The 25,868-nt window shown below is 44.3% G+C and carries 29 protein-coding genes; 13 read left to right on the top strand and 16 right to left on the bottom strand.

Going from position 1 to position 25,868, the window contains the following annotated elements:
• Positions 1–62 precede the first annotated feature (62 nt).
• Positions 63–1,304, bottom strand: coding sequence for a uracil-xanthine permease family protein (locus HOP38_RS12790; RefSeq protein ID WP_062460781.1), 1,242 nt, complete (start codon positions 1,302–1,304; stop codon positions 63–65).
• Between the two features lie 274 nt (positions 1,305–1,578).
• On the opposite strand from HOP38_RS12790, the gene HOP38_RS12785 reads away from it, so the two are divergent.
• Positions 1,579–2,799 (top strand): DUF2066 domain-containing protein, encoded by a 1,221-nt coding sequence (locus HOP38_RS12785; protein ID WP_198558188.1) that lies wholly within the window; start codon positions 1,579–1,581, stop codon positions 2,797–2,799.
• Positions 2,800–2,892: 93 nt separating this feature from the next.
• On the opposite strand, the gene HOP38_RS12780 is transcribed toward HOP38_RS12785, so the two are convergent.
• The 4 genes from HOP38_RS12780 to bepA are packed head-to-tail and all read right to left on the bottom strand — an operon-like array spanning position 2,893 to position 5,716.
• Positions 2,893–3,315 (bottom strand): DUF2069 domain-containing protein, encoded by a 423-nt coding sequence (locus HOP38_RS12780; protein ID WP_062460787.1) that lies wholly within the window; start codon positions 3,313–3,315, stop codon positions 2,893–2,895.
• A gap of 7 nt (positions 3,316–3,322) precedes the next feature.
• Positions 3,323–3,892: an NAD(P)H:quinone oxidoreductase gene (wrbA, locus tag HOP38_RS12775; RefSeq protein WP_198558187.1), complete on the bottom strand. Its 570-nt coding sequence runs from the start codon at positions 3,890–3,892 to the stop codon at positions 3,323–3,325.
• On the bottom strand, positions 3,892–4,242 hold the full coding sequence (gene arsC, locus HOP38_RS12770) for an arsenate reductase (glutaredoxin) (RefSeq protein ID WP_006072845.1): 351 nt from the start codon (positions 4,240–4,242) through the stop codon (positions 3,892–3,894). Before arsC ends, wrbA begins: the two co-directional genes overlap by 1 nt.
• A gap of 22 nt (positions 4,243–4,264) precedes the next feature.
• Entirely contained in the window at positions 4,265–5,716 is a 1,452-nt protein-coding gene (gene bepA / locus HOP38_RS12765) for a beta-barrel assembly-enhancing protease (protein WP_006072846.1), read from the bottom strand.
• 291 nt (positions 5,717–6,007) lie between these two features.
• On the opposite strand from bepA, the gene HOP38_RS12760 reads away from it, so the two are divergent.
• Positions 6,008–6,235 carry a sulfurtransferase TusA family protein gene (locus tag HOP38_RS12760; RefSeq protein ID WP_006072847.1) on the top strand — a complete coding sequence of 76 codons (228 nt, stop codon included), beginning with the start codon at positions 6,008–6,010 and terminating at the stop codon, positions 6,233–6,235.
• Between the two features lie 3 nt (positions 6,236–6,238).
• A complete protein-coding gene (locus tag HOP38_RS12755; RefSeq protein WP_006072848.1) occupies positions 6,239–7,309 on the top strand; it encodes an AI-2E family transporter in 1,071 nt (356 codons plus the stop codon).
• Between the two features lie 77 nt (positions 7,310–7,386).
• Here HOP38_RS12755 and bcp read toward each other — a convergent pair whose 3' ends face one another.
• Positions 7,387–7,860, bottom strand: a complete 474-nt coding sequence (bcp, locus tag HOP38_RS12750) for a thioredoxin-dependent thiol peroxidase (RefSeq protein ID WP_063604072.1) — start codon at positions 7,858–7,860, stop codon at positions 7,387–7,389.
• Positions 7,861–7,894: 34 nt separating this feature from the next.
• Complete coding sequence (locus HOP38_RS12745; protein ID WP_006071054.1) at positions 7,895–8,437, bottom strand: glycine cleavage system transcriptional repressor; 543 nt, start codon at positions 8,435–8,437, stop codon at positions 7,895–7,897.
• A gap of 286 nt (positions 8,438–8,723) precedes the next feature.
• Between HOP38_RS12745 and dapA the strand changes: the two genes are divergently transcribed.
• Both dapA and bamC read left to right on the top strand, forming a co-directional pair.
• On the top strand, positions 8,724–9,602 hold the full coding sequence (gene dapA / locus HOP38_RS12740; RefSeq protein WP_038227841.1) for a 4-hydroxy-tetrahydrodipicolinate synthase: 879 nt from the start codon (positions 8,724–8,726) through the stop codon (positions 9,600–9,602).
• Positions 9,603–9,652: 50 nt separating this feature from the next.
• Complete coding sequence (gene bamC, locus HOP38_RS12735; protein ID WP_006071057.1) at positions 9,653–10,672, top strand: outer membrane protein assembly factor BamC; 1,020 nt, start codon at positions 9,653–9,655, stop codon at positions 10,670–10,672.
• Positions 10,673–10,687: 15 nt separating this feature from the next.
• Here bamC and HOP38_RS12730 read toward each other — a convergent pair whose 3' ends face one another.
• The 4 genes from HOP38_RS12730 to HOP38_RS12715 are packed head-to-tail and all read right to left on the bottom strand — an operon-like array spanning position 10,688 to position 13,105.
• Positions 10,688–10,897 carry a DUF2897 family protein gene (locus HOP38_RS12730; RefSeq protein ID WP_006071058.1) on the bottom strand — a complete coding sequence of 70 codons (210 nt, stop codon included), beginning with the start codon at positions 10,895–10,897 and terminating at the stop codon, positions 10,688–10,690.
• A 9-nt stretch (positions 10,898–10,906) separates the two neighbouring features.
• Entirely contained in the window at positions 10,907–11,581 is a 675-nt protein-coding gene (locus HOP38_RS12725) for a M15 family metallopeptidase (RefSeq protein ID WP_006071061.1), read from the bottom strand.
• Between the two features lie 2 nt (positions 11,582–11,583).
• The gene (dapE, locus tag HOP38_RS12720) at positions 11,584–12,720 is read right to left on the bottom strand and encodes a succinyl-diaminopimelate desuccinylase (protein ID WP_006071062.1); all 1,137 of its coding nucleotides are present in this window, start codon (positions 12,718–12,720) and stop codon (positions 11,584–11,586) included.
• 34 nt (positions 12,721–12,754) lie between these two features.
• Entirely contained in the window at positions 12,755–13,105 is a 351-nt protein-coding gene (locus HOP38_RS12715; protein ID WP_006071064.1) for an ArsC family reductase, read from the bottom strand.
• A 293-nt stretch (positions 13,106–13,398) separates the two neighbouring features.
• Between HOP38_RS12715 and HOP38_RS12710 the strand changes: the two genes are divergently transcribed.
• On the top strand, positions 13,399–13,680 hold the full coding sequence (locus HOP38_RS12710) for a winged helix-turn-helix domain-containing protein (RefSeq protein ID WP_006071066.1): 282 nt from the start codon (positions 13,399–13,401) through the stop codon (positions 13,678–13,680).
• Positions 13,681–13,763: 83 nt separating this feature from the next.
• On the opposite strand, the gene HOP38_RS12705 is transcribed toward HOP38_RS12710, so the two are convergent.
• Together HOP38_RS12705 and HOP38_RS12700 are read right to left on the bottom strand one after the other, a co-directional pair.
• Positions 13,764–14,114, bottom strand: coding sequence for a DUF4156 domain-containing protein (locus HOP38_RS12705; RefSeq protein ID WP_006071068.1), 351 nt, complete (start codon positions 14,112–14,114; stop codon positions 13,764–13,766).
• Positions 14,098–14,439, bottom strand: coding sequence for a DUF2956 domain-containing protein (locus HOP38_RS12700; RefSeq protein WP_198558186.1), 342 nt, complete (start codon positions 14,437–14,439; stop codon positions 14,098–14,100). Before HOP38_RS12700 ends, HOP38_RS12705 begins: the two co-directional genes overlap by 17 nt.
• A 112-nt stretch (positions 14,440–14,551) precedes the next feature.
• Between HOP38_RS12700 and HOP38_RS12695 the strand changes: the two genes are divergently transcribed.
• From HOP38_RS12695 to HOP38_RS12680, 4 genes are all read left to right on the top strand, one after another.
• A complete protein-coding gene (locus tag HOP38_RS12695) occupies positions 14,552–15,046 on the top strand; it encodes a DUF2919 domain-containing protein (RefSeq protein WP_198558185.1) in 495 nt (164 codons plus the stop codon).
• A 36-nt stretch (positions 15,047–15,082) separates the two neighbouring features.
• Positions 15,083–15,988, top strand: coding sequence for a Dyp-type peroxidase (locus HOP38_RS12690; RefSeq protein ID WP_006071073.1), 906 nt, complete (start codon positions 15,083–15,085; stop codon positions 15,986–15,988).
• Between the two features lie 114 nt (positions 15,989–16,102).
• Entirely contained in the window at positions 16,103–17,239 is a 1,137-nt protein-coding gene (locus HOP38_RS12685) for a flagellin (protein WP_198558184.1), read from the top strand.
• Between the two features lie 239 nt (positions 17,240–17,478).
• Positions 17,479–18,627 (top strand): flagellin, encoded by a 1,149-nt coding sequence (locus HOP38_RS12680; RefSeq protein ID WP_198558183.1) that lies wholly within the window; start codon positions 17,479–17,481, stop codon positions 18,625–18,627.
• Positions 18,628–18,751: 124 nt separating this feature from the next.
• On the opposite strand, the gene HOP38_RS12675 is transcribed toward HOP38_RS12680, so the two are convergent.
• Both HOP38_RS12675 and HOP38_RS12670 read right to left on the bottom strand, forming a co-directional pair.
• Positions 18,752–19,270, bottom strand: a complete 519-nt coding sequence (locus HOP38_RS12675) for a regulatory protein ToxS (RefSeq protein WP_006071076.1) — start codon at positions 19,268–19,270, stop codon at positions 18,752–18,754.
• 11 nt (positions 19,271–19,281) lie between these two features.
• Positions 19,282–20,112 (bottom strand): winged helix-turn-helix domain-containing protein, encoded by an 831-nt coding sequence (locus tag HOP38_RS12670; protein WP_006071078.1) that lies wholly within the window; start codon positions 20,110–20,112, stop codon positions 19,282–19,284.
• 261 nt (positions 20,113–20,373) lie between these two features.
• Between HOP38_RS12670 and htpG the strand changes: the two genes are divergently transcribed.
• The 3 genes from htpG to hemH all read left to right on the top strand — a co-directional run bounded on the left by htpG (position 20,374) and on the right by hemH (position 24,320).
• Entirely contained in the window at positions 20,374–22,278 is a 1,905-nt protein-coding gene (gene htpG / locus HOP38_RS12665; RefSeq protein ID WP_124940158.1) for a molecular chaperone HtpG, read from the top strand.
• A 319-nt stretch (positions 22,279–22,597) separates the two neighbouring features.
• On the top strand, positions 22,598–23,242 hold the full coding sequence (gene adk / locus HOP38_RS12660) for an adenylate kinase (protein WP_006071083.1): 645 nt from the start codon (positions 22,598–22,600) through the stop codon (positions 23,240–23,242).
• Positions 23,243–23,360: 118 nt separating this feature from the next.
• On the top strand, positions 23,361–24,320 hold the full coding sequence (hemH, locus tag HOP38_RS12655) for a ferrochelatase (protein ID WP_198558182.1): 960 nt from the start codon (positions 23,361–23,363) through the stop codon (positions 24,318–24,320).
• Positions 24,321–24,393: 73 nt separating this feature from the next.
• On the opposite strand, the gene HOP38_RS12650 is transcribed toward hemH, so the two are convergent.
• A complete protein-coding gene (locus tag HOP38_RS12650) occupies positions 24,394–25,779 on the bottom strand; it encodes a peptide MFS transporter (protein WP_006071085.1) in 1,386 nt (461 codons plus the stop codon).
• Positions 25,780–25,868: the final 89 nt, after the last annotated feature.

The raw sequence follows: 25,868 nt of genomic DNA, 5'->3' as shown, positions 1-25,868 counted from the left end.
GAGTCTGATGATTTAAGAAGAAAAAGGCTGACAAGTGTCAGCCTTTTTTGCGTTCAGAGCAATTAATCTTCCATTTGAGCGTTATCAACCATTTTATTCTCACCTAGGTCATGAGGAAGAATCTGGTTAAGAACAATCGCCACAATACCGCACAAACTCACACCTTGAAGGCTGAAGTCGCCAATACCAAATGCCATGCCGCCAATACCGAATACTAATGTGATAGCGACAATCACTAAGTTGCGGGATTTATGCAAATCAACATTGTTCTTAATCAGTGTATTCAGACCTACGGTAGCGATAGATCCAAACAGCAAGATCATGATGCCGCCCATCACAGGAACAGGGATGGTTTGTAAAATAGCACCAAGTTTACCTACCAATGCTAAGACGATCGCAGTCACTGCCGCCCAGGTCATGATAACTGGGTTGAACGCTTTGGTTAGCATCACAGCGCCGGTAACTTCGCTGTACGTCGTGTTTGGCGGAGCACCTACCATAGAGGCTGCGATTGTTGCTACGCCGTCACCTGTGATGGTGCGATGAAGCCCTGGCTTTTTCAAATAATCTTTACCAGTAACGTTCGAGATGGCTAGCATATCACCAACGTGTTCAACCGCTGGTGCAATCGCAACAGGTAACATGAACAGAATTGCATTGATGTTAAATTCGGGAGTAGTGAAGTTTGGCATCGACAGCCAAGACGCTTGAACAACAGGAGTAAAGTCAACGACACCAAATGCTAAACTAGTGACATATCCCGCCACGATTCCGCTGAAAATAGGCAGAAGCTTAAGGAAACCTTTTGCAAAGACACTGACAGCAATAGTCACTAATAGCGAAATTGACGAAATCCATAGTGCGGCATTACCGTTGACGAGTTCAATGGCGCCATCGCCAGTTTTACCCAATGCCATGTTTACAGCAACTGGCGCTAGGCCAAGACCAATCACCATAATAACCGGGCCTACTACAACAGGCGGTAATAGCTTGTGAATGATCTCCACGCCTTTTGCTTTGATAACGGCACCCATTATGACGTAAACAACACCTGCGGCCATCAAGCCACCCATAGTGGCACCGACGCCCCAAGTTTGAACACCGAACATGATCGGAGCGATGAAAGCAAAAGAAGACGCTAGAAAAATAGGAACGCTACGACGGGTGATTAATTGGAACAACAGTGTGCCCACACCAGCTCCAAACAGAGCAACATTAGGATCTAACCCAGTAAGCAGCGGTACTAGGACTAAGGAACCAAACGCGACGAATAGCATTTGCGAACCTTGTAAGATAGTTTTCATAGTTTGATATCCAAGCAAATAGAAGTTTTCACCCAAGGGCTTTGGGCAAATTGGCGCGATAATATCACTTTGCAATCGATTACTTAATGATCTTGGTAAAAAATCTGGATTATTTGTTAGTAAAACTTCTATACAAGGCCAGATATCGTGCTTTGGATCTTGATGGATAGGGGCTGTGGCAAAAAATATTAACCAAACCTTGAAGCACTTGGCTTGCTCCTGAACTCATACTTGCTTATCATTTCGACTTATATCTTTGTAATTTAGGATGCTTATGCGTTATTTAGCTTGGTTGTTGGCAACAGTCTTTGTACTGCCAGCTTATGCACTGACCAAGGTTGATATTTACTCGACCGAAGTGGTGGTGAATTCTGAAGAACCGAACGCTGATGAAGTGGCTCGCCAGCAAGGCATGCTGGAAGTACTCATTAAAGCCAGTGGTGATTCGAAAGCTGCGGCTAATCCCGTGGTAAAGAAAGCACTAGGCAAGAGCTCTCAGTTCATTACACAGTTGGGTTACACGCGGCTAAATGGTGAGCAAGCATTAAGAATGACATTCAATAGTGAGCAAATTAACACCCTATTGAAGCAAGCTGATTTGTCGTCTTGGCCAATTGAGCGCGCCAATGTCATGGTGTGGTTGGTTGAAGATGACGGTCGGGATCGCGCTATCACTTGGGAGCATACCAATTCTGAAGCGGCGAATCAGTTAAGAAAAGAAGCGAAACGACGTGGGCTTCCAGTAACGTTCCCTGTTGGCGACTTTGATGACATGACGGGAATTCAACCAACAGATTTGTGGGGAGGCTTTGTTGGCCCAATATCACAAGCAACTCAGCGTTATCCTGTAGATGCGGTGATGGTTGTAAGAGCTGAAGGTAGTAGTTTACGCTGGACACTATACGACCAAGCACCAGAAACCTTAGGTCGAAACCAGTTAGAGCCTATCACTGGTTCAGCGTCAGGTGGCGTTGCAATGGCTAACCTTATCGATCAAGTCAGTGACTATTACGCCTCTAAAAATGCAACAGTGATTAGCGGCGAAAGTGCAGGCACCGTTACTGTGTCTTTTACCGGTATGAAGAGTGCAGATGCGTTCTTTACTCTGGAACGTGCATTAGGGCGCTTAGCTTCGACGGCGAAAGTGGAAGTGGCTGAAGTTAAAGGTGATGAAGTCATTATCAGAGCTTACTTACTTGGTTCGATTGAGTCATTTGAACAAGAAGTACTTAAGCTTGGCTTAGTAAAGCTGGTTGAAGTTCTGCCGGAAGAAACTGTGGCTGAGCCTGCTCCTACAGCTGTACCTGCGACTTTACCTGAAGTCGATAGCTCAACGGCAAATCCCGAGGCGAATACTCCAGCTCAGCCCGATACCGCTGAACCAGCAACGGTGTCGTCGGTTGATGAGGTTAATGTGGCTACGGACTCATCAGAGTCTACAGCGTCTACATCTGGCCTAATCGCTAAGCCACAACTGACTTTTGAATGGCTATAATTAGCTGAGATGTAAATTTACAGATTAAAAAAGGAGGCAATGCCTCCTTTTTTCTTGGTCTTGAAACAAGAACCTATCCTTCTTCTTCAAAGCCTACTCTTCGAAGCGTTGCTTTTCCTTTTTCTCTACCGAAGACAGTCTTGGCAGCTTAAGTCCAAGCTCCTTTCCTTTTAATCTGGCGTAGAGGATGTTTCCTGCGAAGGCCGAACAGGTGAGCAGAAGTTCTACTAATGCTAGCCAACGTTCTCCTTCATCGGCATAAAGCAGTGTTAGTGCATGCAGAAAATACAACATCAACACAAAGTTCGCCCAAGCGTGGGTATAAGGTTTTCCCGCGATAATACCCGGTAACGGTAATAGCAGCGGAATCATCCAAGCGATTGTAATCGCAGTGGGACTAATGTGAGGGTGTGGAGACAAATAGCCGTGCCAAACAGTGACCCAAGTTAGCAATGCTAAGTTGGCTGCCAGTGCAAAGATGCGCATGGTTTTGGTTTTAAAAGGGATTGCTATCATGATTCCATTACTTCAATTTTCTGGCGGTTTGTGCCAAGCGTTTTCCTAACGCAAAAGCTAGCTCTGACTCTTCAATACTAAGTTGTGTGCTTGAATCTGCTACGTGTGATGCTCCGTAAGGCGTTCCACCGGTTGTCGTGGTATGTAACTGTGGCTCACTATAGGGAATACCTAGAATCATCATTCCGTGGTGTAACAGAGGAAGTAGCATACTCATGGCGGTGCTTTCTTGGCCGCCGTGCAATGAAGATGATGAGGTAAACACACAAGCGGGTTTATCGATTAGGTCTCCAGCGATCCATAAGCTGGTGGTTTGATCCCAAAAGTGCTTCAAAGGAGCAGCCATGTTGCCAAACCAAACTGGACTCCCCATAGCTAAACCGTCGCATTGCTTTAGATCCTTGATGGAGACAAACGGATCGCCACTGTTTGAGTCTGACTCTTTCGTCAACTCTTCCACTGTACGCAGAATGGCTTGGCATTGCTCGACTGATTCAACTCCTCGCGCTATTGCGCGAGCGAGTTGCTTGGTGCTTCCATGTCGACTGTAGTAAAGCACCAGAATTTGGCATGGCATTATAGAATGTCTAGCACTTGCTCAGGTGGGCGGCCGTGCTTTGCTTTACCGTTGCTGACCACTATAGGACGCTCGATTAGCTTTGGATTATCGAACATAGCCTGAAACAGTTGATCATCGGTCAGTGCTGGATCTGCTAGATTAAGTTCCTTGTAAATATCTTCTTTAGTACGCATCATCGCACGAACGCTTTCTAATTCCAGCTGACCAAAAATCTCTTTGAGCTTTTCTACTGTTGGTGGAGTATCTAGGTATTTAACTACTTCTGGTTGAATGCCTTTTTCTTCAAGAAGAGCAAGAGTTTGGCGGCTTTTAGAGCAACGTGGATTATGAAAAATGGTGACTGACATAGATGGCTATTCCTTTTTGGTTTTATTGTAATGCCATGAAACGGTCACGTTGTACCAGTAATTGGTCAATACGTGCGTCATAGCGAGCCTGTTTTAGGCTTCCTAACTCGGCCAGTTGACTAGCCTGAGAGTAAAGCTGAATAGATTTATCCCACTGAGCATTCAATGCCAAGATTTCAGCGCGTGCGGCGAGATCTTCGGCACTGTTGCCTAGTTTAATGTTAGCTTCCGATAACAAGTGCCAGCCATTAGTATCATTGGGGTGCTCGTGAGTGTATCGCTGGAGAACTTGAATTGAGTCTTTGTATTTTTCGCCCTTGAGTAGCGCGTTGGCGTAATTGATAGTGATGACTGGGTTATTAGGCTTAACAGTTAAGACTTCTTTCATCAGCTCGGCTGCCTTTTCAGGCCTCTTTTGAGCAATGTAAAGATCGGATGCTGCATCAAGATAGAAATTATTGTTTGGATCTTTCTTTAAAAGCTTGTCGAGTATCGCTTCAGCTTCATCGAGTTTATTTGTGTCTAGATACACTAGGGCTTTGCCGTATTCGAAAGAGTCCTGAATTTTCGGCCCGGCTTTACGAGCAGTTCGCTCGAACCAATCCATTGCCGAAGCGGACTTAATTCCAGCATAGCGGGCCACAATTCTAGCCCGAGCCAAGTGATAATTGATTGAAGGCTGTACTCGTAGTGGCGGATAGCTCTGAGCTCGCTCACGAGTGTCGGTAATACGATCTTCTGGAAGTGGGTGAGTCAGTAACATTGGTGGCGGCTTGCTTGCATAACGATATTCATCCGCAAGGCGACCGAAGAAGCGTGGCATATCGTTGACATCAAACTTTGCGCGAGCAAGAGTGGCAATGCCAAATCGGTCGGCCTCTTTTTCGTTACTGCGTGTATAGTTGATAGAAGCTTGCATCGAACCAGCGGTGGTCGCTGTGAGCGCTGCCATACCCGCTTGAGGGGAAGCAATCGCCAATAAGAGTGAACCAACAAGTGCTGCAACAGTAGCGGGTGAACGGCGAGCTTCGTCTTCCATTCTACGCGCTAAGTGGCGCTGAGTGACGTGGGCGATTTCGTGCGCCATAACGGAGGCCAGTTCACTTTCAGTATGGGCGTGAAGGAACAGCCCCGTATGCAGTGCGACATAACCACCAAAGAATGCGAAAGCATTTATGTTACGGTCGCGTATCATAAAAAAGGTGAAAGGGGTCTTTACATCATTAGCACTGGAAACCAATCGATGGCCAATAGAGTCAACGTACTCGTTGAGCACTGGGTCATTAACAATTGGAGAGCTAGCGCGAATCATCCGCATATACGCATCACCATAAATAAGTTCTTGATCTATGGTCAACGTTGCCCCTGCTGCAGTTCCGATATCAGGAAGATCGAGTTCGGCATAGGCAACTTGAGGGACGCTTAATGCGGTAGCAACGCATAGGCAAATCAATGAACGGGCGCGTTTCAACATACGACTGAGGTGACTCCTTAAAATGTGGTAGTTTTGACCATGAAATCCTAACTTGGTTTCCTACCTTATCCTCTTGCCACTCATTTTTGCATACGGAACTGGGATAGGAAAGGTTTTCTCATTCTCGGGCTTAGCTGTATTTTGTTATCTCTGGTTTGTGTGAATATCCATTATTCATAGTTTCTGTAACACTTACTGGTTGGGTATGCTATCAAAAGTCTTTACAATGGATGACTTTGAGAGATTCGTAGCGTATATGTTTAGTTTCAACGCTGTTCAAATGGAAAGTGTATGACCGATATACATCTAGACTTAGTGGAAGAACGATGCCCGATGTCATTACTCTTGGTCAAGCGCGCTTTTAAACAGATTGAAATAGGGCAACTATTGTCGGTGAGATTAATCGACAAACACTCAGTCTCGGACGTCCTTCAATACTTATCTATCCAGAATGCGGCAATACATCATAGGATTGAAGGTGAAGTGAGCGTTATCAATATTCGTAAACAGGATGATTAATTGATGCTAGATATGGTCCGTCGTTGGTATAAGCGACGTTTTTCAGACCCAGATGCAGTGAGCTTGGTAGTAATTCTGTTATTTGGATTTATTACCATCTACTTCTTCGGTAATTTGATTGCTCCGCTATTGGTGGCGATTGTTTTGGCGTACTTATTAGAGTGGCCGGTTAGTAAACTATGCGCACTTGGTGTACCGAGAACCCTATCAGTAGTAGCGGTCATCCTCCTCTTCATCAGTTTAATGCTGTTAGCAATTTTTGGTTTAGTACCAACAATTTGGAATCAGGTTGGAAACTTGCTGAATGATATTCCAAATATGTATAACGGCATGCAGCAGTTTGTTGCAACGATACCTGAACGATATCCTGATCTCGCTGAGATTCATTTAGTCGAAACCATTATGGGTAACGTGAAAGATAAAGTTCTCGTTTTAGGTGAAAATGTAGTGAAAGGCTCTCTGGCATCGCTCGTTAGTTTAGCGGCGCTAGCGGTATATTTGATTTTAGTACCGTTACTGGTTTTCTTCTTATTAAAAGATAAAGAAGAGATGGTCAGCATGGCGAGCGGCGTTTTACCTCGTAACCGTCGCCTAGCGAATAAAGTTTGGATCGAGATGAACCAGCAAATTTCTAACTACATTCGTGGTAAGGTATTGGAGATCTTGATTGTTGGTACAGTAAGTTATGTCACTTTTGCTATTCTAGATCTTCGTTATTCGGTCTTGTTGGCCGTGTTGGTTGGTTTCTCAGTACTTATCCCTTATATCGGTGCAGCAGCCGTTACGGTTCCCGTTGCTATGGTGGGTCTGTTCCAATGGGGCTTAGCACCACAATTTTACTGGTTACTTGTAGCATACGGTATTATCCAAGCGTTGGATGGTAATGTTCTTGTACCAGTACTCTTCTCTGAAGCGGTGAATTTACACCCGGTAGCAATTATCGTTGCGGTCTTGGTATTTGGTGGATTATGGGGCTTCTGGGGAGTGTTCTTTGCCATACCATTGGCAACGCTAGTTAAAGCGGTTTGGAATGCACTACCAAGTCATGATGATGGCACTCAGCAAGCCACTTAGCTATCTGAAAAGAGTAAAAAAGCCTCGCTAAACAAGCGAGGCTTTTTTGAATTGAATGTCCCGAACTACAAGGTGTATTAAGATGCTTTGTCGTTCAAGTAATCAAGCACTACTTCGTGGTGAGTTTTAGTCTTGAACTTATTAAATACATGCTCAATCACACCTTCTTCATTGATTAAGAAGCTGATACGGTGCAAGCCATCATAGACTTTGCCCATAAACTTCTTCTCGCCCCAAACACCGAATTGGTCTGCAACGGCATGGTCTTCATCTGAGAGAAGCGTAAAGTTAAGTTCATCACGCTCAATAAATTTACCTAGACGTTTTACTGGGTCAATACTGACACCCAATACCACAACGTTGTGAGCGTCAAGCTCGGCTTTAACGTCACGTAGCCCCTGAGCTTGCACGGTGCAACCCGGTGTCATAGCTTTAGGGTAAAAGTAAAACAGGACTTTCTTACCTTTGAAGTCTTGTAGTGTGACGGTGTTGCCGTCTTGGTCGAGCAAAGAAAAGTTTGGAGCTGGTGCACCCGCAGTCAACGTGTTCATTGAAATTCCTTTGAAGCTGAATGGTGTTATTGTTTTATTTACTACCGCTGATGAAGTTCAGCGAGCCTTTTACTGATAAGCGTTGACACAAAGAGTCGAACTCTTCTTGTAACTGCATCAAATTGCAATTTTCTTCTACGTTAGCAGTTAGAGCGATCTGGAATTGATCGACTTCTGTGCCCGCACGCTCTTTGACAATAGTTTGCGCGCTTAATGAAGCCAGACCGATCTGTTTATCGGCGAAAAACTGGGTAAATTGTTCAGTGAGTCCAATGCGGTCTTCTGATTCAATAAACACTTCAACAGTATATTGATTCGGTAAGGCATCGTGTTTGGATGTACGTTTCATCATCGTAATGAGATCATGTTCTTGCCCTAAAAGTGGCAAGGTAGTCTCAACTCTTGTGATGTAACTGGGGGTGCCGGATATCAGCATTATGAGAGTAAATTCATTACCAAACATGGCAATGCGACTATCGATGATGTTACATCCGGCTTGTGCGACCAGATGTACGACTTCATTACAAATCCCTGGGCGGTCAGTACCAACGGCGGTAATCACTAAATACTGATTCATGGTGTCACTCTAAAGTCCTTATTTGATGATATGGTAGCACAGCTAACGGTAAAGCTCTTGTGATAGATGTAACCGAATACCGACAAATTTAAGGGGAATAAGTTTATCAGCCAGAAAATTGACCTGTTGATGACACCTCGAAATAGTAATAGCGCACCTTATACGTGCCTCATATCTGAAATCTGATAATTATTCATTCACTTCTTGCGGGGATCGTTTTTAATCTCTTGTGTTTATCAATAGCATTACAGTACCATGCAAGAAGTATCAATTTAGGGAGATCACCATGTTTTCAGGAAGTATTGTTGCCTTATTAACCCCATTCACTCCAGACGGCGAAGTGGACTTCGTTAGCTTACGAAAGCTAGTTGAGTATCATATTGAAGCTGGTACAGACGGTATTGTTGCTGTCGGTACAACAGGTGAGTCTGCAACACTAACTGTTGAAGAACATGTCAAGGTCGTCGCGAAGACGGTTGAGTTTGCTGAAGGTCGTCTACCAATTATTGCTGGTACAGGTGCAAATGCGACGCACGAAGCGATTACATTTAGTCGGTTATTTAATAATGTTGGTATTGCGGGTTGTCTGAGTGTGACACCGTATTACAACAAGCCAACGCAAGAAGGCATGTATCAGCATTATAAAGCGATTTCCGAAGAGACAGACATTCCACAAATCTTGTACAACGTACCTGGTCGTACAGGTGTGGATCTACTACCAGAGACGGTTGCACGTTTATCTGAGATTTCAAATATTGTTGCACTTAAAGATGCGACAGGTGATTTATCACGAGTTCAAATTCATCGTGAACTTTGTGGCGAAGATTTTATCTTACTAAGTGGTGATGATTCGACAGGGCTTGATTTCATCAAGCAAGGCGGCACTGGTGTGATTTCCGTAACGAACAACATTGCAGCGGCAGACATGGCAAAAATGATGAAGCTGGCTCTAGAAGGTAAATTCGAAGAAGCTGAAATCATCAATCAACGTCTTATGCCTTTGCATAAAAATCTGTTTGTAGAATCTAGCCCGATTCCTGTGAAGTGGGCTGCGCATAAAATGGGTTTGATTGACAACGGAGATTTACGTTTACCTCTTGTTGAACTATCCGAGCAAGCAAAACCTATTGTTGCTCAAGCTCTAACAGAAGCTTGTATTTACTAATAGAACATTAAGAGGAGTGAACTATCGCTCCTCTTATTAAGGGAGTATCAATGAAATTTTCTCGTCAGCTAGCGGTATCGTCGTTAGCTGTTATTGTTTTAGCCGCTTGTTCGAGTGACCCTAACACTCGTCGCGAAGCAAAAGATGACTTTAACTACCTAGATGCGCCACCGCTAGAAAGTTGGACGCTACCGGAAGATGCCACGCCTCAGTTCTATCCAAATTATGAAATTCCTAAAGGGGATTACTCGGGTGGCATTGGCCGTGAGGTTGATATTCGTCCGCCTCAACAAGTTTTAGAGCTTATCCCTGGTGCTCGAGTAGAAAGGCAAGGCTCCGACGTAACACTGTGGCTGCTACAAAAAGATGAGATGGATAAAGTATGGTCAACAGTCAAGACCATGCTAGCTGAAATCAACGTCAAAGCACGAAAAGAAACCGATGACTTTATCGAAACCGACTGGGTGTCTTGGGTTTCTGAAGATGAGGACGTTGAGATTGGTAGCCGTTACGAGATAAGCCGTTTCGAAGCAAACAATCGTTATGGTTTCAAAATGAAGCTGATCGATTGGCGTGAGGGTGGAAAAGATAAGCCAGTAACTCGTGTTAACGAAGAGCGTTACAACACATTGATGACCAATTTGGTAACTGCTCGCTATGACAGAGACCTTCGTGAAGAAGCCGCTCGTCGAGCTCAAGAGTTGGTCAAGTCTATCCCGATTAGCATGGGTACGGACAGAAGTGGTCTGCCAGTCATCATTGCACGTACACCGTATAATGTAATGTGGCAAGAGATCCCAGAGCTGCTGCCTAAGATGGGCTTCACCATTGAAGAGCGTAACCAGTCTCAAGGTACTGCAAAAGCCAAATACGCTGCACCGGATGACGCGTTCTGGAATGACGTTGGCTTGAAACCAATTGATCTAGAACCGGGCGAATACACCTTCCTATTCGGTGATTTAGGGAACCGTACTTCGATTAATGTTACGGATAAAGACGGTAAGCCAGTAGCAGAGAACCTGCTCCGCTCCCTAGAACCGTTGATATCGACAGTGATCAAGAAAGACTAAAACAAAAAAGGACCGTTAAGGTCCTTTTTTTATGTCTTCGTCATCATCGCCATATTTTTGTTTATCTAACTCATTGAGGCGGTCAAGTTCATGTTTACGTGAACGGACGTTATCTTCTTGGTTGAACTTCATATTGGCGGTGTGTTTCAGTGCTGCAATGTTGCCAATCACAACGGCTACAACAACAATAATGATAACCCACGGGTTAAATAGCCATTCAATCATACTTCACTCTCAACGTTGTATATTTGTTATATATTGATTGTAGATGTAATCAAGTTGAGAAAGTATGGCACGTTGTCCCAAAATCTCTGATTGCTCTAAAGTTTCTTGAAGCAATGTGATGGAAAGTTGGCTAAGACATTGTTCTGCCGTGGCATGGTGGCTGATATGCCAGGGTTCAAAGGCTACTCCGCCACGATCTTGCTGATAAGGAAAGCGGAAACCATACCGGCTAGCATTGTTTTTTAGCCATTGATAGAAGGGTACTTGATGACCTTGTGTATATTCCCAAGGCTCTAAGGCGAGAGAAGTGTCAACAGGTAACAAGTTACCTGCATAGACATCAAAATCGGTACCCCAGTGATGGCGGCTTGCACCGGGTAAAGCACTCCAACGCAAAATTGCTCGAACCTTTTGCTCATCAGACAGTGAGGCAGTATCCATGGGGTGGCTATCATCGTCTAGAATTGGCTTACCCCCTGACATTTTGTTGTTCCAAATACCAAGTTGACGCTCGAAACTTCGAAATCCACTGGCGATATACAGTTGAAATCCATCGGATGAAGCAGCTTGAATCAGAGCGTGCAAATCTTGCCTAACTTGCTGATGCACAAGAAACGCTTTGTTTCCAACTTGAAGTGGAACTAGCTCACATTCACTTTGACCAACAAGCTGCTTTCTATCCATATCTATTTACCCAAAAGATTAAACAGAGTTTTCTCGTACATATCGGTGAGCTTTTCAAGGTCAGCAATGTTTACACATTCGTTTACCTTGTGAATGGTTGCGTTAACAGGACCAAGCTCTACTACTTGAGTGCCCATGCGTGCAATAAAGCGGCCGTCGGATGTACCACCCGTCGTTAGAAGCTCAGGTTTCTTATGGTTGACCTCTTCCACGGCATCGACTACTGCATCCAGTAATTCACCTCTATCCGTTAAGAACGGATGACCACTTAATGTCCATTTTAACTCGTAATCCAACCCATGAAGGTCAAGTGTCGAATGTACGCGTTGTTTGATGTCTTCGTCGGTCAGTTCAGTACTGAAACGGAAGTTGAACTGCACATCGAATTCACCAGGAATCACATTAGTTGCACCGGTGCCAGAATGTAGATTGGGGATCTGGAAGCTGGTTGGAGGAAAGAAGTCGTTACCTTCATCCCACTTTGTTGCAGCAAGCTCTGCTAATGCAGGAAGCGCTTGATGCACTGGGTTGTTTGCTAGGTGAGGGTAAGCAACATGACCTTGTATGCCTTTTACTTTCAAATCACCAGTGATAGAGCCACGACGGCCATTTTTAACCACATCGCCAACCGCTAGCGTACTTGAAGGTTCTCCTACAATACACATGTCGATCAGCTCGTTACGCTCCATCAAGGTATCGACCACTCGGGTAGTCCCGTTAATAAATGGGCCTTCTTCATCAGAGGTGATCAAGAAAGCAATGGAGCCCGTGTGGTTTGGGTTCTGTTCTATAAATCGTTCTACCGCAACAATCATACAGGCTAGCGAGCCTTTCATATCTGCTGCACCACGTCCATGAAGATGACCATCAATGATTGTTGGTTCAAATGGTGGGGTATGCCATTGTTCTTTTGGTCCAGCTGGTACAACATCGGTATGGCCAGCAAAGGCGAATAGCGGCGCTTCACTACCTTTGCGAGCCCAGAAGTTGGTGGTGTCTTCAAACACCATCACTTCGATCTCAAAACCGAGTTTTTCTAGGCGTTCAATCATTACCTTTTGGCAATCTGCATCTTCCGGTGTTACTGATTCGCGACTAATTAAATCTTTTGCGAGTGCCAATACGGGGCTGTCTGTCATCCTTGATGATCCTTGTACTTATCGTTAATTCGAATTATGCGTTGAAAATCTGTTGGTATTGATCAGCTTTGAAGCCAATGTGTTTGCTGCCGTCAATATCGACAATAGGACGTTTAATCATGGCAGGATGCTCAACAAGAAGTGAGATCGCAGAGTCTTCATTAAGTGTGTCTTTTTGCTCTTGTGAGAGCTGGCGGTATGTCGTGCCGCGTTTGTTTAGTACTTGTTCCCAACCTAGAGCATCACAAAACTCGCGAACCATTTGCTCTGAAATACCATTTTTACGATAGTCGTGAAATGTGTACTCCACGTCATTAGCTTCGAGCCACTTTTTAGCTTTTTTAATTGTGTCGCAGTTAGGGATCCCAAACATGGTGATCGACATAATGACTTCCTTTCTATAATTGACTTGCCGACTCGGCAATTTTGTTTTCAAGCATCCTATCAAGAACTCTCCTTATAAACAAAAACTTGTTCTTTATCACACTTGGTCTGATCTGTTTGTTCTGAACAGATGGCGCAAAAACAACAGAAAAGCCAGCTAAATTAACCGATATTGATGAAAAGTTACAAAATCTGAATTGTTGATATCGCGCGGATTATCGAGAAATTGATCAAGCGCAACACCATCTTGTTGAAATCCAATATATTGGAAATGCACATAAATAGGAGGTGTCAATGGAACTGAGTCCTGTTTTTGCACGTCGTCTCTATCTCGCATTGCTTGTTGAGAGCATCGAGAGACCGAATGTGCCAAAACTTATCGAAAAAACGGGGTGGCCTCGCCGAACAATTCAAGATGTAATCAAGGCGCTACCTGGTATCGGCATTGAGCTCATGTTTGTTCAAGATGGGCGTAGACACAATGATGGTTATTACCAGTTATCTGACTGGGGACCATTCGACAGCCAATGGGTGATTGAACGCCAAAATGACATCGAGTCAACTCTTGGCGTTTAAGCAGCATATCGTTGTTGAGTGTGAATTAAGTATCAGCCGTGTGCATATGGATGATAAATGAGGCCAGAGTGAAGACTCTGGCTTTATTTTTTACATCGGTACGCGCTACCTATCAAGGTTACCGACGTTTGAAAGTCGAGAGGGGATAGCAAAAGTACAGTATCTGCTTCCAACTCACTTGCATGATTCTTTATGTCATTCATTGCGCCACGGGCCAGTGCATCATTGCCATAAAAAATCGAGCTATACCAGCGTCCTTCTGAACCAGTGATGTCGCCTTTCCAAGCGCAAGACGAGACATCCATAGTGGCATCCAGTCTTACCTCAACACGTTCAGCTTGCGGTGATGAAAGTTGATTGGCTGGTGTTGAGCAGCCTTGCAGCACAATCAGTGCGGTGATAGCACCGAGACTACGTTTAGTTAAGAGCAACATAAGCAATAAAACCTATCCAGCTAAATACCAACAACATCCAAGGTAAACGGGTAGAGCCTACCTCCTGAACTTGAATGTCTTGTGTTTGATTGTCTGCTTCAACGTGGTCACGTTGCTGCTTATCTCTTTTCTGTTTTTTTAGCGCTTTATCTGCCTGACGTTTTTTTTCTTTCTGCTGTTTTTTAAATTGCGCGATGCCTTTTTCAATTCCTTGAGCGATCAATTTAGTCTGTTCTTTTGTTTGACCAGGCTTTTGGGTTGATTTCGCTATGCGCATCGCTTCTTGCTGCGTTTCTACAGAAGGCGCACTTTTGTTGGTTTTCATACTCATCCTAACTCAAAATTTGCTGCATTTTATCATAACCAAGAGTTTGAACTTGAATCATTGCGCCATTAACACCATATAGTTTGATATTAGTTAGAATTTGAGACGTATTATGCGCTATGGCATAGAACAATATGACCAGCACGGAATCCTCAAAGCGCCAATTTGGCTCTGGTTAGGGTGGGCGTTCCTGACACGTGCTTGGGTGGTATTTATTGTTGCTGGTGCGAGTCGCCAAGAAGGAAGTCAAATTCTCGAGTATGTTTACCCAAACCACACTATGCTTTACCTCGGATTGGCCATGGGGCTACCGATTGTTGTAGGAATGTGGCTAATGGGATTGCGTAAAGCGGATACAGACAAAATCAATCGCTCTGTTAGCTATTTAAGAGGCACTTCTATTCTCGTGGTGCTAATGCAGCTAGGACATACTGTCTACTTAGTCAGCTTACAGCACTGGCAGTTTACCTGGACCAACGCGATGACACTGGTATTGCTGTGCTGGTTTGCTATTTATTTGGTAAATAGTCGCTATGTGATAGATTGCTTAGCGATGCCAAGAAAAATCAATACAGTTACTGATCAAGGTCATACTACGAGTAACTAGTTAAAAATACACTGTGCAAAAACAGAGGAAAGATCAATGTCATTACCACAAAGTGCGATAACGCCTGATGCTGAACCATTTGCGTTGTACATGCAGTTAAAAGTGAATCAAAACCCTCAGCAAGTGCTAAGTGCACTGCAAGCATTACCACAGTTAGTAAAAGAGCTTAATGAGTCTCAACCTGGTGCTGAACTGACTTCATCAGTAGCATTCTCTCACTCATTCTGGACACAGTTTGAACAGGCGATGCCGCCAGAACTGAAAGCGTTCCCAGAACTAGGTGAAGGTGATATTCACGCTCCATCGACTGAGGTAGATGTATTAGTGCATTGTCACTCTAAGCGTCATGACCTGCATTTTTATGTGTTGCGTAAACTCATGGGTCAGATTGCTGAGGACGTAACTGTTGTGGATGAGACCTACGGCTATCGCTTTATGGATGCTCGTGATATGACCGACTTTATTGATGGCACTGAAAACCCGAAAGGTGAGCAGCGTGGTGAAGTCGCATTAGTTGCTGATGGTGAGTTTGCTTCTGGAAGTTACGTGATGGTGCAACGTTTTGAACATAATCTGCCAGCGTGGAACCGCCTTAATGTTGCAGCACAAGAAAAAGTGATTGGTCGTACCAAGCCTGATTCTATAGAGCTGGATGATGTCCCTGCCGCATCTCACGTGGGGCGTGTAGACATCAAAGAGGAAGGCAAAGGACTTAAAATTGTTCGTCACAGCTTACCGTATGGTACGGTAAGTGGCGCTCATGGCTTACTGTTCATTGCTTATTGTCATACGGTACATAACTTCGATGCGATGCTTGAAAGCATGTACGGTGCAACCGATGGTAAAACTGACCAGTTGTTACGCTTTACCAAAGCGGTCACAGGGGCGTATTTCTTTGCGCCGTCGCAAGAGATGCTTGCCTCACTAAATATCGCAGCATAATCCATATCTTGGTTCCTAGGCGTTTGTACTAGGAACCTTCTCACTACCTTTTTTCCCTTCAGTTTTTTCTCATTTAGTCGATATCAAACTAACCCTCTTGTTTTCGGAACTTGTATGTCGATTACTGTTAATACCAATGTCAGTGCAATGATGGCGCAGAATCAACTGAATAAAGCGTCTCAGGCGTTGAATCAGTCGTTAGAGCGCCTGTCATCTGGCTATCGTATTAATAGTGCTAAGGATGATGCAGCTGGCCTACAAATTTCTAATCGATTAGAAGCTCAAATAAGTGGTTTAGGCGTAGCGCAGCGTAATGCAAATGATGGTATTTCCATCATGCAAACTGCGGAAGGCGCGATGAATGAAACCACATCAATCCTACAACGAATGCGAGATCTCTCTCTGCAATCTGCCAATGGTTCCAATTCGGCTCAAGATCGAAAGGCGCTGCAAGAAGAGTTTACCGCCCTCAATGATGAGCTAAATCGAATCGCAGAAACCACCTCATTCGGTGGTAAAAGATTGCTCAATGGAAGCTTTGGTAAGGCCACGTTCCAAATAGGTGCGCAGGCAGGTGAGGCCATTCAAGTTGAACTAAAAAATATGCGTTCTGACCAACTGGAAATGGGCGGCGTTGCTTATCGTGCCAATAATGGCGTTTCTGAATCGTGGCTGGTGGATTCAAGTAATCGTAGCTTGAGTTTCAGTTATCAAGATGCTCAAGGTAGAACTCAGACTGACACGATAGAGCTTAAAGTTGGCGATGATATTGAACAGGTTGCAACTTACATTAACGGGCAAACAGATACGATTTCAGCCTCAGTAAACGGGCAGGGGCAGTTACAATTGTTTGCAGACTCCCAGCAAGTCATCAGTAGCGTTACATTTTCTGGGAGCTTTGCTCAGGCTTTAGATATTGCGACACAAGGTATTGTGACGGTGGATAATTTGTCTATCGAAGCAGTAGGAGGTGCGCAAATGTCGGTGTCGGTGATCGATCAAGCTTTAAAGTATGTGGATGGTCATAGGGCTGAGTTGGGTGCGTACCAAAATAGGCTAGGTCATACCATTAATAATCTGGCAAATATGGAAGAGAATTTATCGTCTTCGAACAGCCGTATTAAAGATACTGACTATGCGAAAGAAACAACCGAAATGTTAAAGCAACAAATCCTTCAACAGGTTAGCACTACGATTTTGGCTCAAGCAAAACAGACTCCTAACCTAGCACTTACTCTTTTGCAGAGCTAATAGCAAAATAGGTCGTACGACGGCTAGGCAGATAACTTTAGTTCTTTTTCCTACAAAACTTCACTTTTTATGTTTCTTATCACAATTCATGTCCAACCGCATAAAAAAAGTAACTTTCCATAAATAAACTTCTCAAGTCTTTCTTTTTGAAGACGATAAAGATAGTAACTTTGAGAGAACTACTTGGTTTTCCGAGACGTCGGAAACCGCTACACCGGAAAATCAATTGGAGAAACAACATGGCAGTGAATGTAAATACTAACGTATCAGCGATGACCGCTCAGCGTTACCTAAACAGTGCAAGTCAGGCGCAAGCAACGTCAATGGAGCGTTTGTCTTCGGGTCATAAAATCAACAGTGYGAAAGACGACGCAGCGGGTCTACAAATTTCGAACCGTTTGAACGTTCAAAGCCGTGGTCTTGATGTGGCAGTGCGCAACGCGAACGATGGTATCTCTATCGCCCAAACWGCTGAAGGCGCGATGAACGAGACAACGAACATCCTGCAACGTATGCGTGACCTATCACTGCAATCGGCAAACGGCYCAAACTCAAAAGCAGAGCGTGKGGCGATTCAAGAAGAAGTGACGGCGCTGAACAACGAACTAAACCGTATCGCTGAAACCACAGCATTCGGTGGTAACCGTCTACTGAACGGTACTTACGGTACCCAGTCATTCCAAATCGGTTCAAACAATGGTGAAGCGGTGATGCTAAGCCTGAAAGACATGCGCTCAGACAACAGCGGCATGGGTGGTTCGGTTTACCAAGCAGCGAACGCGAAAGATAAAGATTGGTCAGTGGCAGCAAACTCAACACTGACTATCGACATGAACGACAGCGCAGGTAATGCGATGACAACGCTGACGATTAACGCGAAACAAGGCGACGACATTGAGCAGCTAGCGACGTACATCAATGGTCAAACTGACCTAGTGCAAGCGTCTGTAGATGAAGATGGCGCACTACAAGTATTTGCGAGCAACAATAAAGATATCGACAGCGCTTCATTAAGCTTCGGTGGCACGCTAGCGGGTTCAGGTGAGCTAGACATGTCAGGTGCAGCGGCAGCAGCAACGGTTAACGATATTGATGTCACGTCAGTAGGTGGCGCTCAAGAATCCGTGGCGATTCTGGATTCTGCGATGAAGTATGTGGATAGCCACCGTGCTGAGCTTGGTGCTTTCCAAAACCGCTTCAATCACGCTATCAACAACCTAGACAACATCAATGAGAATGTGAACGCGTCGAAGAGCCGTATCAAAGACACGGACTTTGCGAAAGAGACGACAGCGATGACGAAGAATCAAATTCTATCGCAAGCTTCAAGTTCGATTTTGGCACAAGCGAAGCAAGCGCCAAACGCAGCATTGAGCCTACTAGGCTAAGCGTCACCTCAGATGACAAACAAAAAACCAGAGCTTCAGCTCTGGTTTTTTTATGGTCTCACACTTTTTAGCTACAAAAAATAAAGGAGGCAGACTGCCTCCTTTATGATATTTAAATTCTGACTTAGTTAGAGAACAAGATAGATGAACCTTGGTTTAAACTAGTCAACAATAATGTTTTTTCGTTAACGATATCAATACGTCGACTTTGCTGGGCTTCCATTTTTAGGAACTGCTTAATCATCGCAAGTTGCTCATGAGTAAACTCGTCCGATTGTGCCGTCGCAGTGTCTTTGAACTCTCGAGGTGAAATCAGTAAGTAGTTGTCACTGATAGTCCAAGCGCCTTTCTCAGAAATCTTAATTAAGGTGTGTTTTTCTGGATCGTTACCGTACAAGCGCATTGAAGATTCGCGGATATATTCACCACCTGGCAAATATTTTACGTTGGCCGACATTTCTAATCGGCTTAACGGGCCGATATCGGTATCTGGATAGTCACGGGCAGCAATGATACCTACCATGTTGGATTGCCATTCATTGGACGTTAGAACTTGCTCGATTTTTAAATCACTTCCCCAGTAAAGCCAAGCACTTAGAGCAGTAGATAGAGCAAGTAAAATAGCAGCGTATTTCATTTTCATCAGGACACTCCTTACTTGCACACTTTGCTTAAGTCTGATTGCTCAGTAAAAATACGCATTGTGCTATTTTCACCAGAGAATTCGACACTATGAATAAAGTTCAGTGCAATTTGATCACTCTGATCGCCTGTTACAATCACTTCTAGAGGCAACATGTCGTCGGTATGTGTTTCAATATACTTAGCAACACATTGCTCAATTTTTGGTTGCCAGCTAGAGACGTCAGGGTGGTTTTCAGGCGTCACAATCTTAACGCTTTCGACCATACCAAGCTCTTTAAAGCTTGATTGCGCCGGGTTGGTTACCATAAGCACAAGAATAGGTAGCAAAATTGCCACTACGACCATTGCCCAAACGGTTGGCGGTGTCTTTTCTTTTGGAGCTGGTGGGATCACTGGCTCTGAGTGAGGAACGGTTGACGCAGAGTTTGGCTCTTGCAGTTCTTTGGCAAGATCAACAACAGGAGCTTCGTTTATGGCTTCTGATGAAGCGACAGGCACAGAGCGCTCAACACTAGATATAAGCTGATAGCCACGCTTAGGCACCGTCTTTACAAATTGAGGTGACTTTGTTGGATCCTTCAGCATCTTGCGGAGCGTAGAAATAGCTTGAGTCAAGCTTGAGTCATCGACCTCAAAGCCTTGATCTCTCCAAACAAATTCATGAAGGTCGTTACGAGTCACGACTTCATTCGGTCTTTCAGCGAGTAGAAGTAAAATGCGACTTTCATTACTACCAAGACGGACTACTTCATCGTTATTGGTTTGATCGACTAAAGAGTTGCTATTAGGGTCAAAAATGTACTTTTGACCGAGTATAAACTTAGTGCCTATGTTACTCATTGCATTCTTCTTTTTAGTGCCGCAACGCGACAGATACTGATACTTTGGCACTGAATAATTGCAGGGCCAATTATAGGATTTTAGGATTTTTTTATAGTCAGGAGCAGTAGGATAATAAAAACCAATCAAAAAAACAGCATTTTTATGTTTTTTGACCTTGAATTTACAATCTTCATCCTCATTTCTTTAGCAGATTAATCATAGCAATAACGAGTTCCAGAAAATGTCGAAACTCGATATTAAATGTGTAATGGAGATAGCATGAGCACCGCTGAAACTAACAATAAAGAAACCCGTGGCTTTCAGTCAGAGGTAAAACAACTTCTTCACTTAATGATTCACTCTCTGTATTCAAATAAAGAGATCTTTCTAAGAGAGTTAATCTCGAACGCGTCCGATGCAGCCGATAAGCTGCGCTTTCAGGCGCTATCTAACGCTGACTTATATCAAGGTGACGCAGACTTAGGCGTTAAGTTGTCGTTTGATGCAGAGAGCAACACATTAACCGTTTCCGATAATGGTATCGGTATGACGCGCGATGATGTGATCGAACACTTAGGCACTATTGCAAAATCAGGTACAAAAGAGTTCTTTGCTAAATTGTCAGATGAGCAAAGTAAAGACTCACAACTAATCGGTCAATTCGGTGTTGGCTTCTACTCAGCGTTTATTGTGGCAGACGCGGTGACCGTACGCACGCGCGCAGCGGGCACGGCCGCTGACCAAGCGGTGCAATGGCACTCTGCTGGTGAAGGCGACTACACCATCGAAGACATCACTAAAGAAACACGTGGTACGGATATCATTCTTCACATGCGTGAAGAAGGTAAAGAGTTCCTATCTGAATGGCGTCTTCGTGATGTAATCAGCAAATATTCAGACCACATCGGCATTCCAGTATCTATTTGGACGCTTGAGCGTGATGAAGAAGGTAAAGAGACAGAACAAGGTAAGTGGGAACAGATCAACAAAGCGCAAGCACTTTGGACTCGCAACAAATCTGATATTACCGATGAAGAGTATCAAGAGTTCTATAAGCATGTGTCTCATGACTTTGCTGACCCTCTGCTATGGAGTCACAACCGCGTAGAAGGCAAGAATGACTACACTAGCTTGCTGTATATTCCAGCTAAAGCGCCTTGGGATATGATGAATCGCGATCATAAGAGCGGACTTAAGCTGTATGTACAACGTGTGTTTATTATGGATGACGCAGAACAGTTCATGCCATCTTATTTGCGTTTTGTCCGTGGTCTAATTGATTCAAATGACCTACCACTAAACGTTTCGCGTGAAATTCTTCAAGACAACAAAGTTACTCAATCGTTGCGTGGCGCATGTACCAAACGCGTGCTAACTATGCTTGAACGCATGGCTAAGAATGATGAAGAGAAATATCAATCGTTCTGGAAGGAGTTTGGCCTAGTACTGAAAGAAGGCCCAGCGGAAGACATGGCAAATAAGGAGAAGGTCGCTGGCCTGCTTCGTTTTGCGTCGACGGAGGTGGATTCTGCTGAGCAAACTGTGTCTCTTGCGTCTTATGTTGAGCGCATGAAAGAAGACCAAGACAAGATCTATTACCTAACCGCAGATAGTTACGCGGCGGCAAAAAACAGCCCACACTTGGAGCAATTTAAAGCGAAAGGCATTGAAGTTATTCTGATGTATGACCGCATCGACGAATGGCTGATGAACTACCTAACCGAGTTTGACGGTAAGCAGTTCCAGTCCATTACTAAATCGGGTCTTGATTTAAGTAAGTTTGAAGACGAAGCGGAAAAAGAGAAGCAAAAAGAGACAGAGGAAGAGTTCAAGTCTGTGGTCGAGCGCACTCAAGCTTACCTAGGTGATCGCGTTAAGGAAGTTCGCACCACGTTCAAGCTTGCGACTACTCCAGCTGTTGTGGTTACCGATGACTTCGAAATGGGCACACAGATGGCGAAGTTGCTTGAAGCAGCTGGTCAGGAAGTTCCTGAAGTTAAGTACATCTTTGAAATTAACCCTGAGCATGAGTTGGTTAAGCGCATGGCAGACGAAGCGGATGAAGATGCGTTTGGTCGCTGGGTTGAAGTATTACTAGGGCAAGCAATGCTGGCTGAGCGTGGCTCTATGACAGATCCATCTCAATTCCTAGGTGCAGTGAATAAGCTTTTGTCTAAAGTCTAATAACCTTAGATTTATTTTGTGACTTAAAGCATAAAAATGAGCCCAATAGTATTGGGCTCATTCATTTTAAAGTGTGGTTTAACACAGAGTTAGCGAACTTTAGATGCTTGTTGGCTATTCTTTAGTCGTATTTCGCGCCAAGCAAAAGATTTCTGTGTTAGAATGCGCCGCACGCATAAACATTCAGATCTTTGTTGAGCAATGTTTATACATTCAGAATTCATCTTTATACCGAAACTTATCGTAAAGCAGCCACTAAGGTGAAGCCTTTAGCTGTGAGCTTCGGTATAAAATCTTTTTAAGTATAAGAGGACAAGTCATGCGCATCATTCTTTTAGGTGCTCCAGGTGCTGGTAAAGGCACACAAGCTCAATTCATCATGGAGAAGTACGGTATCCCTCAAATCTCTACTGGTGACATGCTACGTGCAGCAATCAAAGCAGGCACTGAGCTTGGTAAGAAAGCCAAAGCGGTTATCGATGCAGGTCAGCTAGTATCAGACGATATCATTCTTGGTCTAATCAAAGAGCGTATTGCTCAAGACGACTGTGAAAAAGGTTTCTTACTAGATGGTTTCCCTCGCACTATCCCTCAAGCTGATGGCCTGAAAGAGATGGGTGTAGACGTAGACTACGTTATCGAGTTTGACGTTGCTGATGATGTGATTGTTGAGCGTATGGCGGGTCGTCGTGCTCACCTTGCATCTGGTCGTACATACCACGTTGTTTACAACCCACCTAAAGTGGAAGGTAAAGACGACGTAACAGGTGAAGACCTAGTAGTTCGTGATGACGACAAAGAAGAGACAGTACGTGCTCGTCTAGGCGTTTACCACGATCAAACTGCGCCGCTGATTGCTTACTATGGTAAAGAAGCAGAAGCGGGTAACACTAAGTACCTGAAATTTGACGGTACTAAGCAAGTTGCTGACGTAAGCGCAGATATCGAAAAAGCTCTGTCTTAATTCGCAATTGTGAATCAAGTAAAAAAACGACCTTATTAGGTCGTTTTTTTTGATCCATGGATGGTCAGCTAGAGTATATAATCCGTTTAGAAATCAAATAACAACTAAAAGGAAGTCTATGAGCGGTTCGCTAAAAACAGGAGTTTTGCTGGTTAACTTAGGTACGCCTGATGAACCTACAGCAAAAGGAGTGAAAGCGTTCTTACAAGAATTCTTGCATGATCACCGCGTTGTGGATATGAATCGTTGGCTTTGGTGCCCTATTTTGCACGGCGTCATCTTGCCTATTCGTTCGCCTAAAGTCGCTAAACTGTATCAATCAGTATGGATGGAGCAGGGCTCACCCTTGATGGTGTACTCCCGTCAACAAGCCGACAAACTGGCGCAAGCTCTAAATATGCCGGTTGAACTCGGTATGAGCTACGGCAATCCTTCTCTTAAAGATGGGCTCTCAAGATTACTAGACCAAGGGGTTGATAAGATCGTGGTACTGCCACTTTATCCTCAGTACTCAGGGACGACGACTGCGGCTGCATTTGATGGTATTGCCAAGGCTTGTAAATCTATCTCAACGCTTCCTAGCATTTCATTGGTACGCGACTATCATGACAACGCCAGATATATCAAAGCGCTAGCCAATTCGGTGCGAGCGCATTGGGAGCAGCACGGGCGCGCGGATTACTTGTTGTGCTCATATCATGGCATTCCAAAACGCTACGCTGATAACGGTGACGTCTATCCTCTGCATTGTGAAGCGACGACGAAGCTTCTGGGTGAAGAGTTAGGCTTAGATTCGTCGCAAATAGGAATGAGCTATCAGTCCATTTTTGGTCGTGAGGAATGGTTACAACCGTATACGGAACAGACGTTGAAGCAAATGCCAGATAAAGGCATTAAATCGCTGGATATTATCACACCGGCATTCTCGGTGGATTGTTTAGAAACACTGGAAGAAATCGCGGTGGAGGCGAAAGAAACCTTCATCGAAGCGGGTGGCGAAAGTTATCGTTATATTAGCTGTCTTAACGATTCGCAGGAACACATCGACATGATGGTTGAATTGGTTCAGTCTGCTTAATGGCTTGTCTTAATTAAAAAAGGGTCAGACATTCAATGTCTGACCCTTTTTAGTTATTAAGCTTATTCGTTTATTAAGCGAGTTGTGCTTGTTGCTCTTCTACTTCTTGAGCCTTGCTAATGCCGTTAGACTCGGCACCGTGCATCCATTTTACTAAGGTACTTGAGAACACGAGTAAAATAACACCACAAATGACGGCCGTTGCGGCAATGCCGCCAAAGATAGCCATTGCACCTAGTTCACCAACGTGTGAACCAATAAGGCCAGCCACATAGTTTGCAATCGCATTGAAACCAAACCATGCACCCATCATAAGTGATGCGAGGCGAAGCGGTGCTAATTTCGTTACAAGTGATAGACCGATCGGAGATAGGCAAAGCTCACCTAGTGTGTGGAAGAAGAACGCACCCACTAACCAAAGCATAGAGGTTTTAACCGCAGTGTCGCCGCCTTGCTCCATCACTGCACCAACCATACAAAGGAAGCCAAGTGCTAGGAAGAATAGTGCTAGAGCAAATTTAACTGGAGAGTTAGGTTCACGCTTACCAAGTTTCACCCAAACTGCCGCTAAAACAGGAGCAAGAGTAATAATGAAGAACGGGTTTAGCGATTGGAACCAAGCTGCTGGTACTTCAAAGTCACCAATCATACGGTCTGTATATTGCTGCGTGTAGATGTTCATCAGGCCACCAGCTTGTTCAAAACCAGCCCAGAAAACGATAACAAATAGACCCATGATAAGGATAACTTTAAGACGATCGATCTCTTCTTTAGTTAATGGCGCTTTTGTTTTTGAGTTGTTCAGTGCTTTTGCACGAGCAGCCGCAGGCACGTTACCGATTTCACCTAACCAAGATTTCGCCATAGTAAGCTGCATGATTAAGCTGAGCACCATACCGATACCAGCAACTACAAAACCTGCTGACCAACCGAATGAATCCGTTGCTGAGCCCACAACGATACCCGCTAGCAGTGCGCCTAAGTTGATACCCATATAGAAGATAGTGAAGGCACCATCACGACGGTTGTCGCCTTCTTCGTAAAGGTCACCAACCATGGTTGAAATGTTTGGTTTAAACATACCGTTACCAGCGATAAGAAGTGCCAAACCACCATAAAATAAGTGCGCATTAGGCTCGCCTGATGCTGCAGCAGCCAGAGTGAATTGACCCGCTGCCATCAATACACCACCAATGATGATAGATTTTCGTTGGCCTAGGAAGTTATCGGCAATGTAACCACCGATAAGCGGGGTGATGTAAACAAGTCCAGTATAGATACCATAGAGATCTAGAGCATCTTTAGTGGACCAGCCCATACCGCCATTCATAGTAGCATCAGTTAAGAACAGAACTAGGATGGCACGCATTGCGTAATAGGAAAAACGTTCCCATAGTTCGGTACCGAACAATAGAAACAGGCCTCGTGGGTGGCCTAGGATGTTGTGCTGTGCTGTCATAAGTTTTACTAATTTTAGTTATCAAAGAATATAATGTGCCAACTTGTATACATGACCAAATTAATAACTGCAATAGCATTAATTAATAG

The sequence above is a fragment of the Vibrio mediterranei genome (assembly GCF_013364395.1).
Taxonomy (GTDB): Bacteria; Pseudomonadota; Gammaproteobacteria; order Enterobacterales; family Vibrionaceae; genus Vibrio; species Vibrio mediterranei.
Note: the sequence above shows the minus strand (reverse complement) of the source record. Positions and strands in the feature narration are given on the sequence as shown.

Excerpts from the sequence above, each read along its gene's own strand:
- HOP38_RS12790 (WP_062460781.1), bottom strand. The coding sequence starts at position 1,304 with ATGAAAACTATCTTACAAGGTTCGCAAATGCTATTCGTCGCGTTTGGT.
- HOP38_RS12785 (WP_198558188.1), top strand. The coding sequence starts at position 1,579 with ATGCGTTATTTAGCTTGGTTGTTGGCAACAGTCTTTGTACTGCCAGCT.
- HOP38_RS12780 (WP_062460787.1), bottom strand. The coding sequence starts at position 3,315 with ATGATAGCAATCCCTTTTAAAACCAAAACCATGCGCATCTTTGCACTG.
- wrbA (WP_198558187.1), bottom strand. The coding sequence starts at position 3,892 with ATGCCATGCCAAATTCTGGTGCTTTACTACAGTCGACATGGAAGCACC.
- arsC (WP_006072845.1), bottom strand. The coding sequence starts at position 4,242 with ATGTCAGTCACCATTTTTCATAATCCACGTTGCTCTAAAAGCCGCCAA.
- bepA (WP_006072846.1), bottom strand. The coding sequence starts at position 5,716 with ATGTTGAAACGCGCCCGTTCATTGATTTGCCTATGCGTTGCTACCGCA.
- HOP38_RS12760 (WP_006072847.1), top strand. The coding sequence starts at position 6,008 with ATGACCGATATACATCTAGACTTAGTGGAAGAACGATGCCCGATGTCA.
- HOP38_RS12755 (WP_006072848.1), top strand. The coding sequence starts at position 6,239 with ATGCTAGATATGGTCCGTCGTTGGTATAAGCGACGTTTTTCAGACCCA.
- bcp (WP_063604072.1), bottom strand. The coding sequence starts at position 7,860 with ATGAACACGTTGACTGCGGGTGCACCAGCTCCAAACTTTTCTTTGCTC.
- HOP38_RS12745 (WP_006071054.1), bottom strand. The coding sequence starts at position 8,437 with ATGAATCAGTATTTAGTGATTACCGCCGTTGGTACTGACCGCCCAGGG.
- dapA (WP_038227841.1), top strand. The coding sequence starts at position 8,724 with ATGTTTTCAGGAAGTATTGTTGCCTTATTAACCCCATTCACTCCAGAC.
- bamC (WP_006071057.1), top strand. The coding sequence starts at position 9,653 with ATGAAATTTTCTCGTCAGCTAGCGGTATCGTCGTTAGCTGTTATTGTT.
- HOP38_RS12730 (WP_006071058.1), bottom strand. The coding sequence starts at position 10,897 with ATGATTGAATGGCTATTTAACCCGTGGGTTATCATTATTGTTGTTGTA.
- HOP38_RS12725 (WP_006071061.1), bottom strand. The coding sequence starts at position 11,581 with ATGGATAGAAAGCAGCTTGTTGGTCAAAGTGAATGTGAGCTAGTTCCA.
- dapE (WP_006071062.1), bottom strand. The coding sequence starts at position 12,720 with ATGACAGACAGCCCCGTATTGGCACTCGCAAAAGATTTAATTAGTCGC.
- HOP38_RS12715 (WP_006071064.1), bottom strand. The coding sequence starts at position 13,105 with ATGTCGATCACCATGTTTGGGATCCCTAACTGCGACACAATTAAAAAA.
- HOP38_RS12710 (WP_006071066.1), top strand. The coding sequence starts at position 13,399 with ATGGAACTGAGTCCTGTTTTTGCACGTCGTCTCTATCTCGCATTGCTT.
- HOP38_RS12705 (WP_006071068.1), bottom strand. The coding sequence starts at position 14,114 with ATGTTGCTCTTAACTAAACGTAGTCTCGGTGCTATCACCGCACTGATT.
- HOP38_RS12700 (WP_198558186.1), bottom strand. The coding sequence starts at position 14,439 with ATGAAAACCAACAAAAGTGCGCCTTCTGTAGAAACGCAGCAAGAAGCG.
- HOP38_RS12695 (WP_198558185.1), top strand. The coding sequence starts at position 14,552 with ATGCGCTATGGCATAGAACAATATGACCAGCACGGAATCCTCAAAGCG.
- HOP38_RS12690 (WP_006071073.1), top strand. The coding sequence starts at position 15,083 with ATGTCATTACCACAAAGTGCGATAACGCCTGATGCTGAACCATTTGCG.
- HOP38_RS12685 (WP_198558184.1), top strand. The coding sequence starts at position 16,103 with ATGTCGATTACTGTTAATACCAATGTCAGTGCAATGATGGCGCAGAAT.
- HOP38_RS12675 (WP_006071076.1), bottom strand. The coding sequence starts at position 19,270 with ATGAAAATGAAATACGCTGCTATTTTACTTGCTCTATCTACTGCTCTA.
- HOP38_RS12670 (WP_006071078.1), bottom strand. The coding sequence starts at position 20,112 with ATGAGTAACATAGGCACTAAGTTTATACTCGGTCAAAAGTACATTTTT.
- htpG (WP_124940158.1), top strand. The coding sequence starts at position 20,374 with ATGAGCACCGCTGAAACTAACAATAAAGAAACCCGTGGCTTTCAGTCA.
- adk (WP_006071083.1), top strand. The coding sequence starts at position 22,598 with ATGCGCATCATTCTTTTAGGTGCTCCAGGTGCTGGTAAAGGCACACAA.
- hemH (WP_198558182.1), top strand. The coding sequence starts at position 23,361 with ATGAGCGGTTCGCTAAAAACAGGAGTTTTGCTGGTTAACTTAGGTACG.
- HOP38_RS12650 (WP_006071085.1), bottom strand. The coding sequence starts at position 25,779 with ATGACAGCACAGCACAACATCCTAGGCCACCCACGAGGCCTGTTTCTA.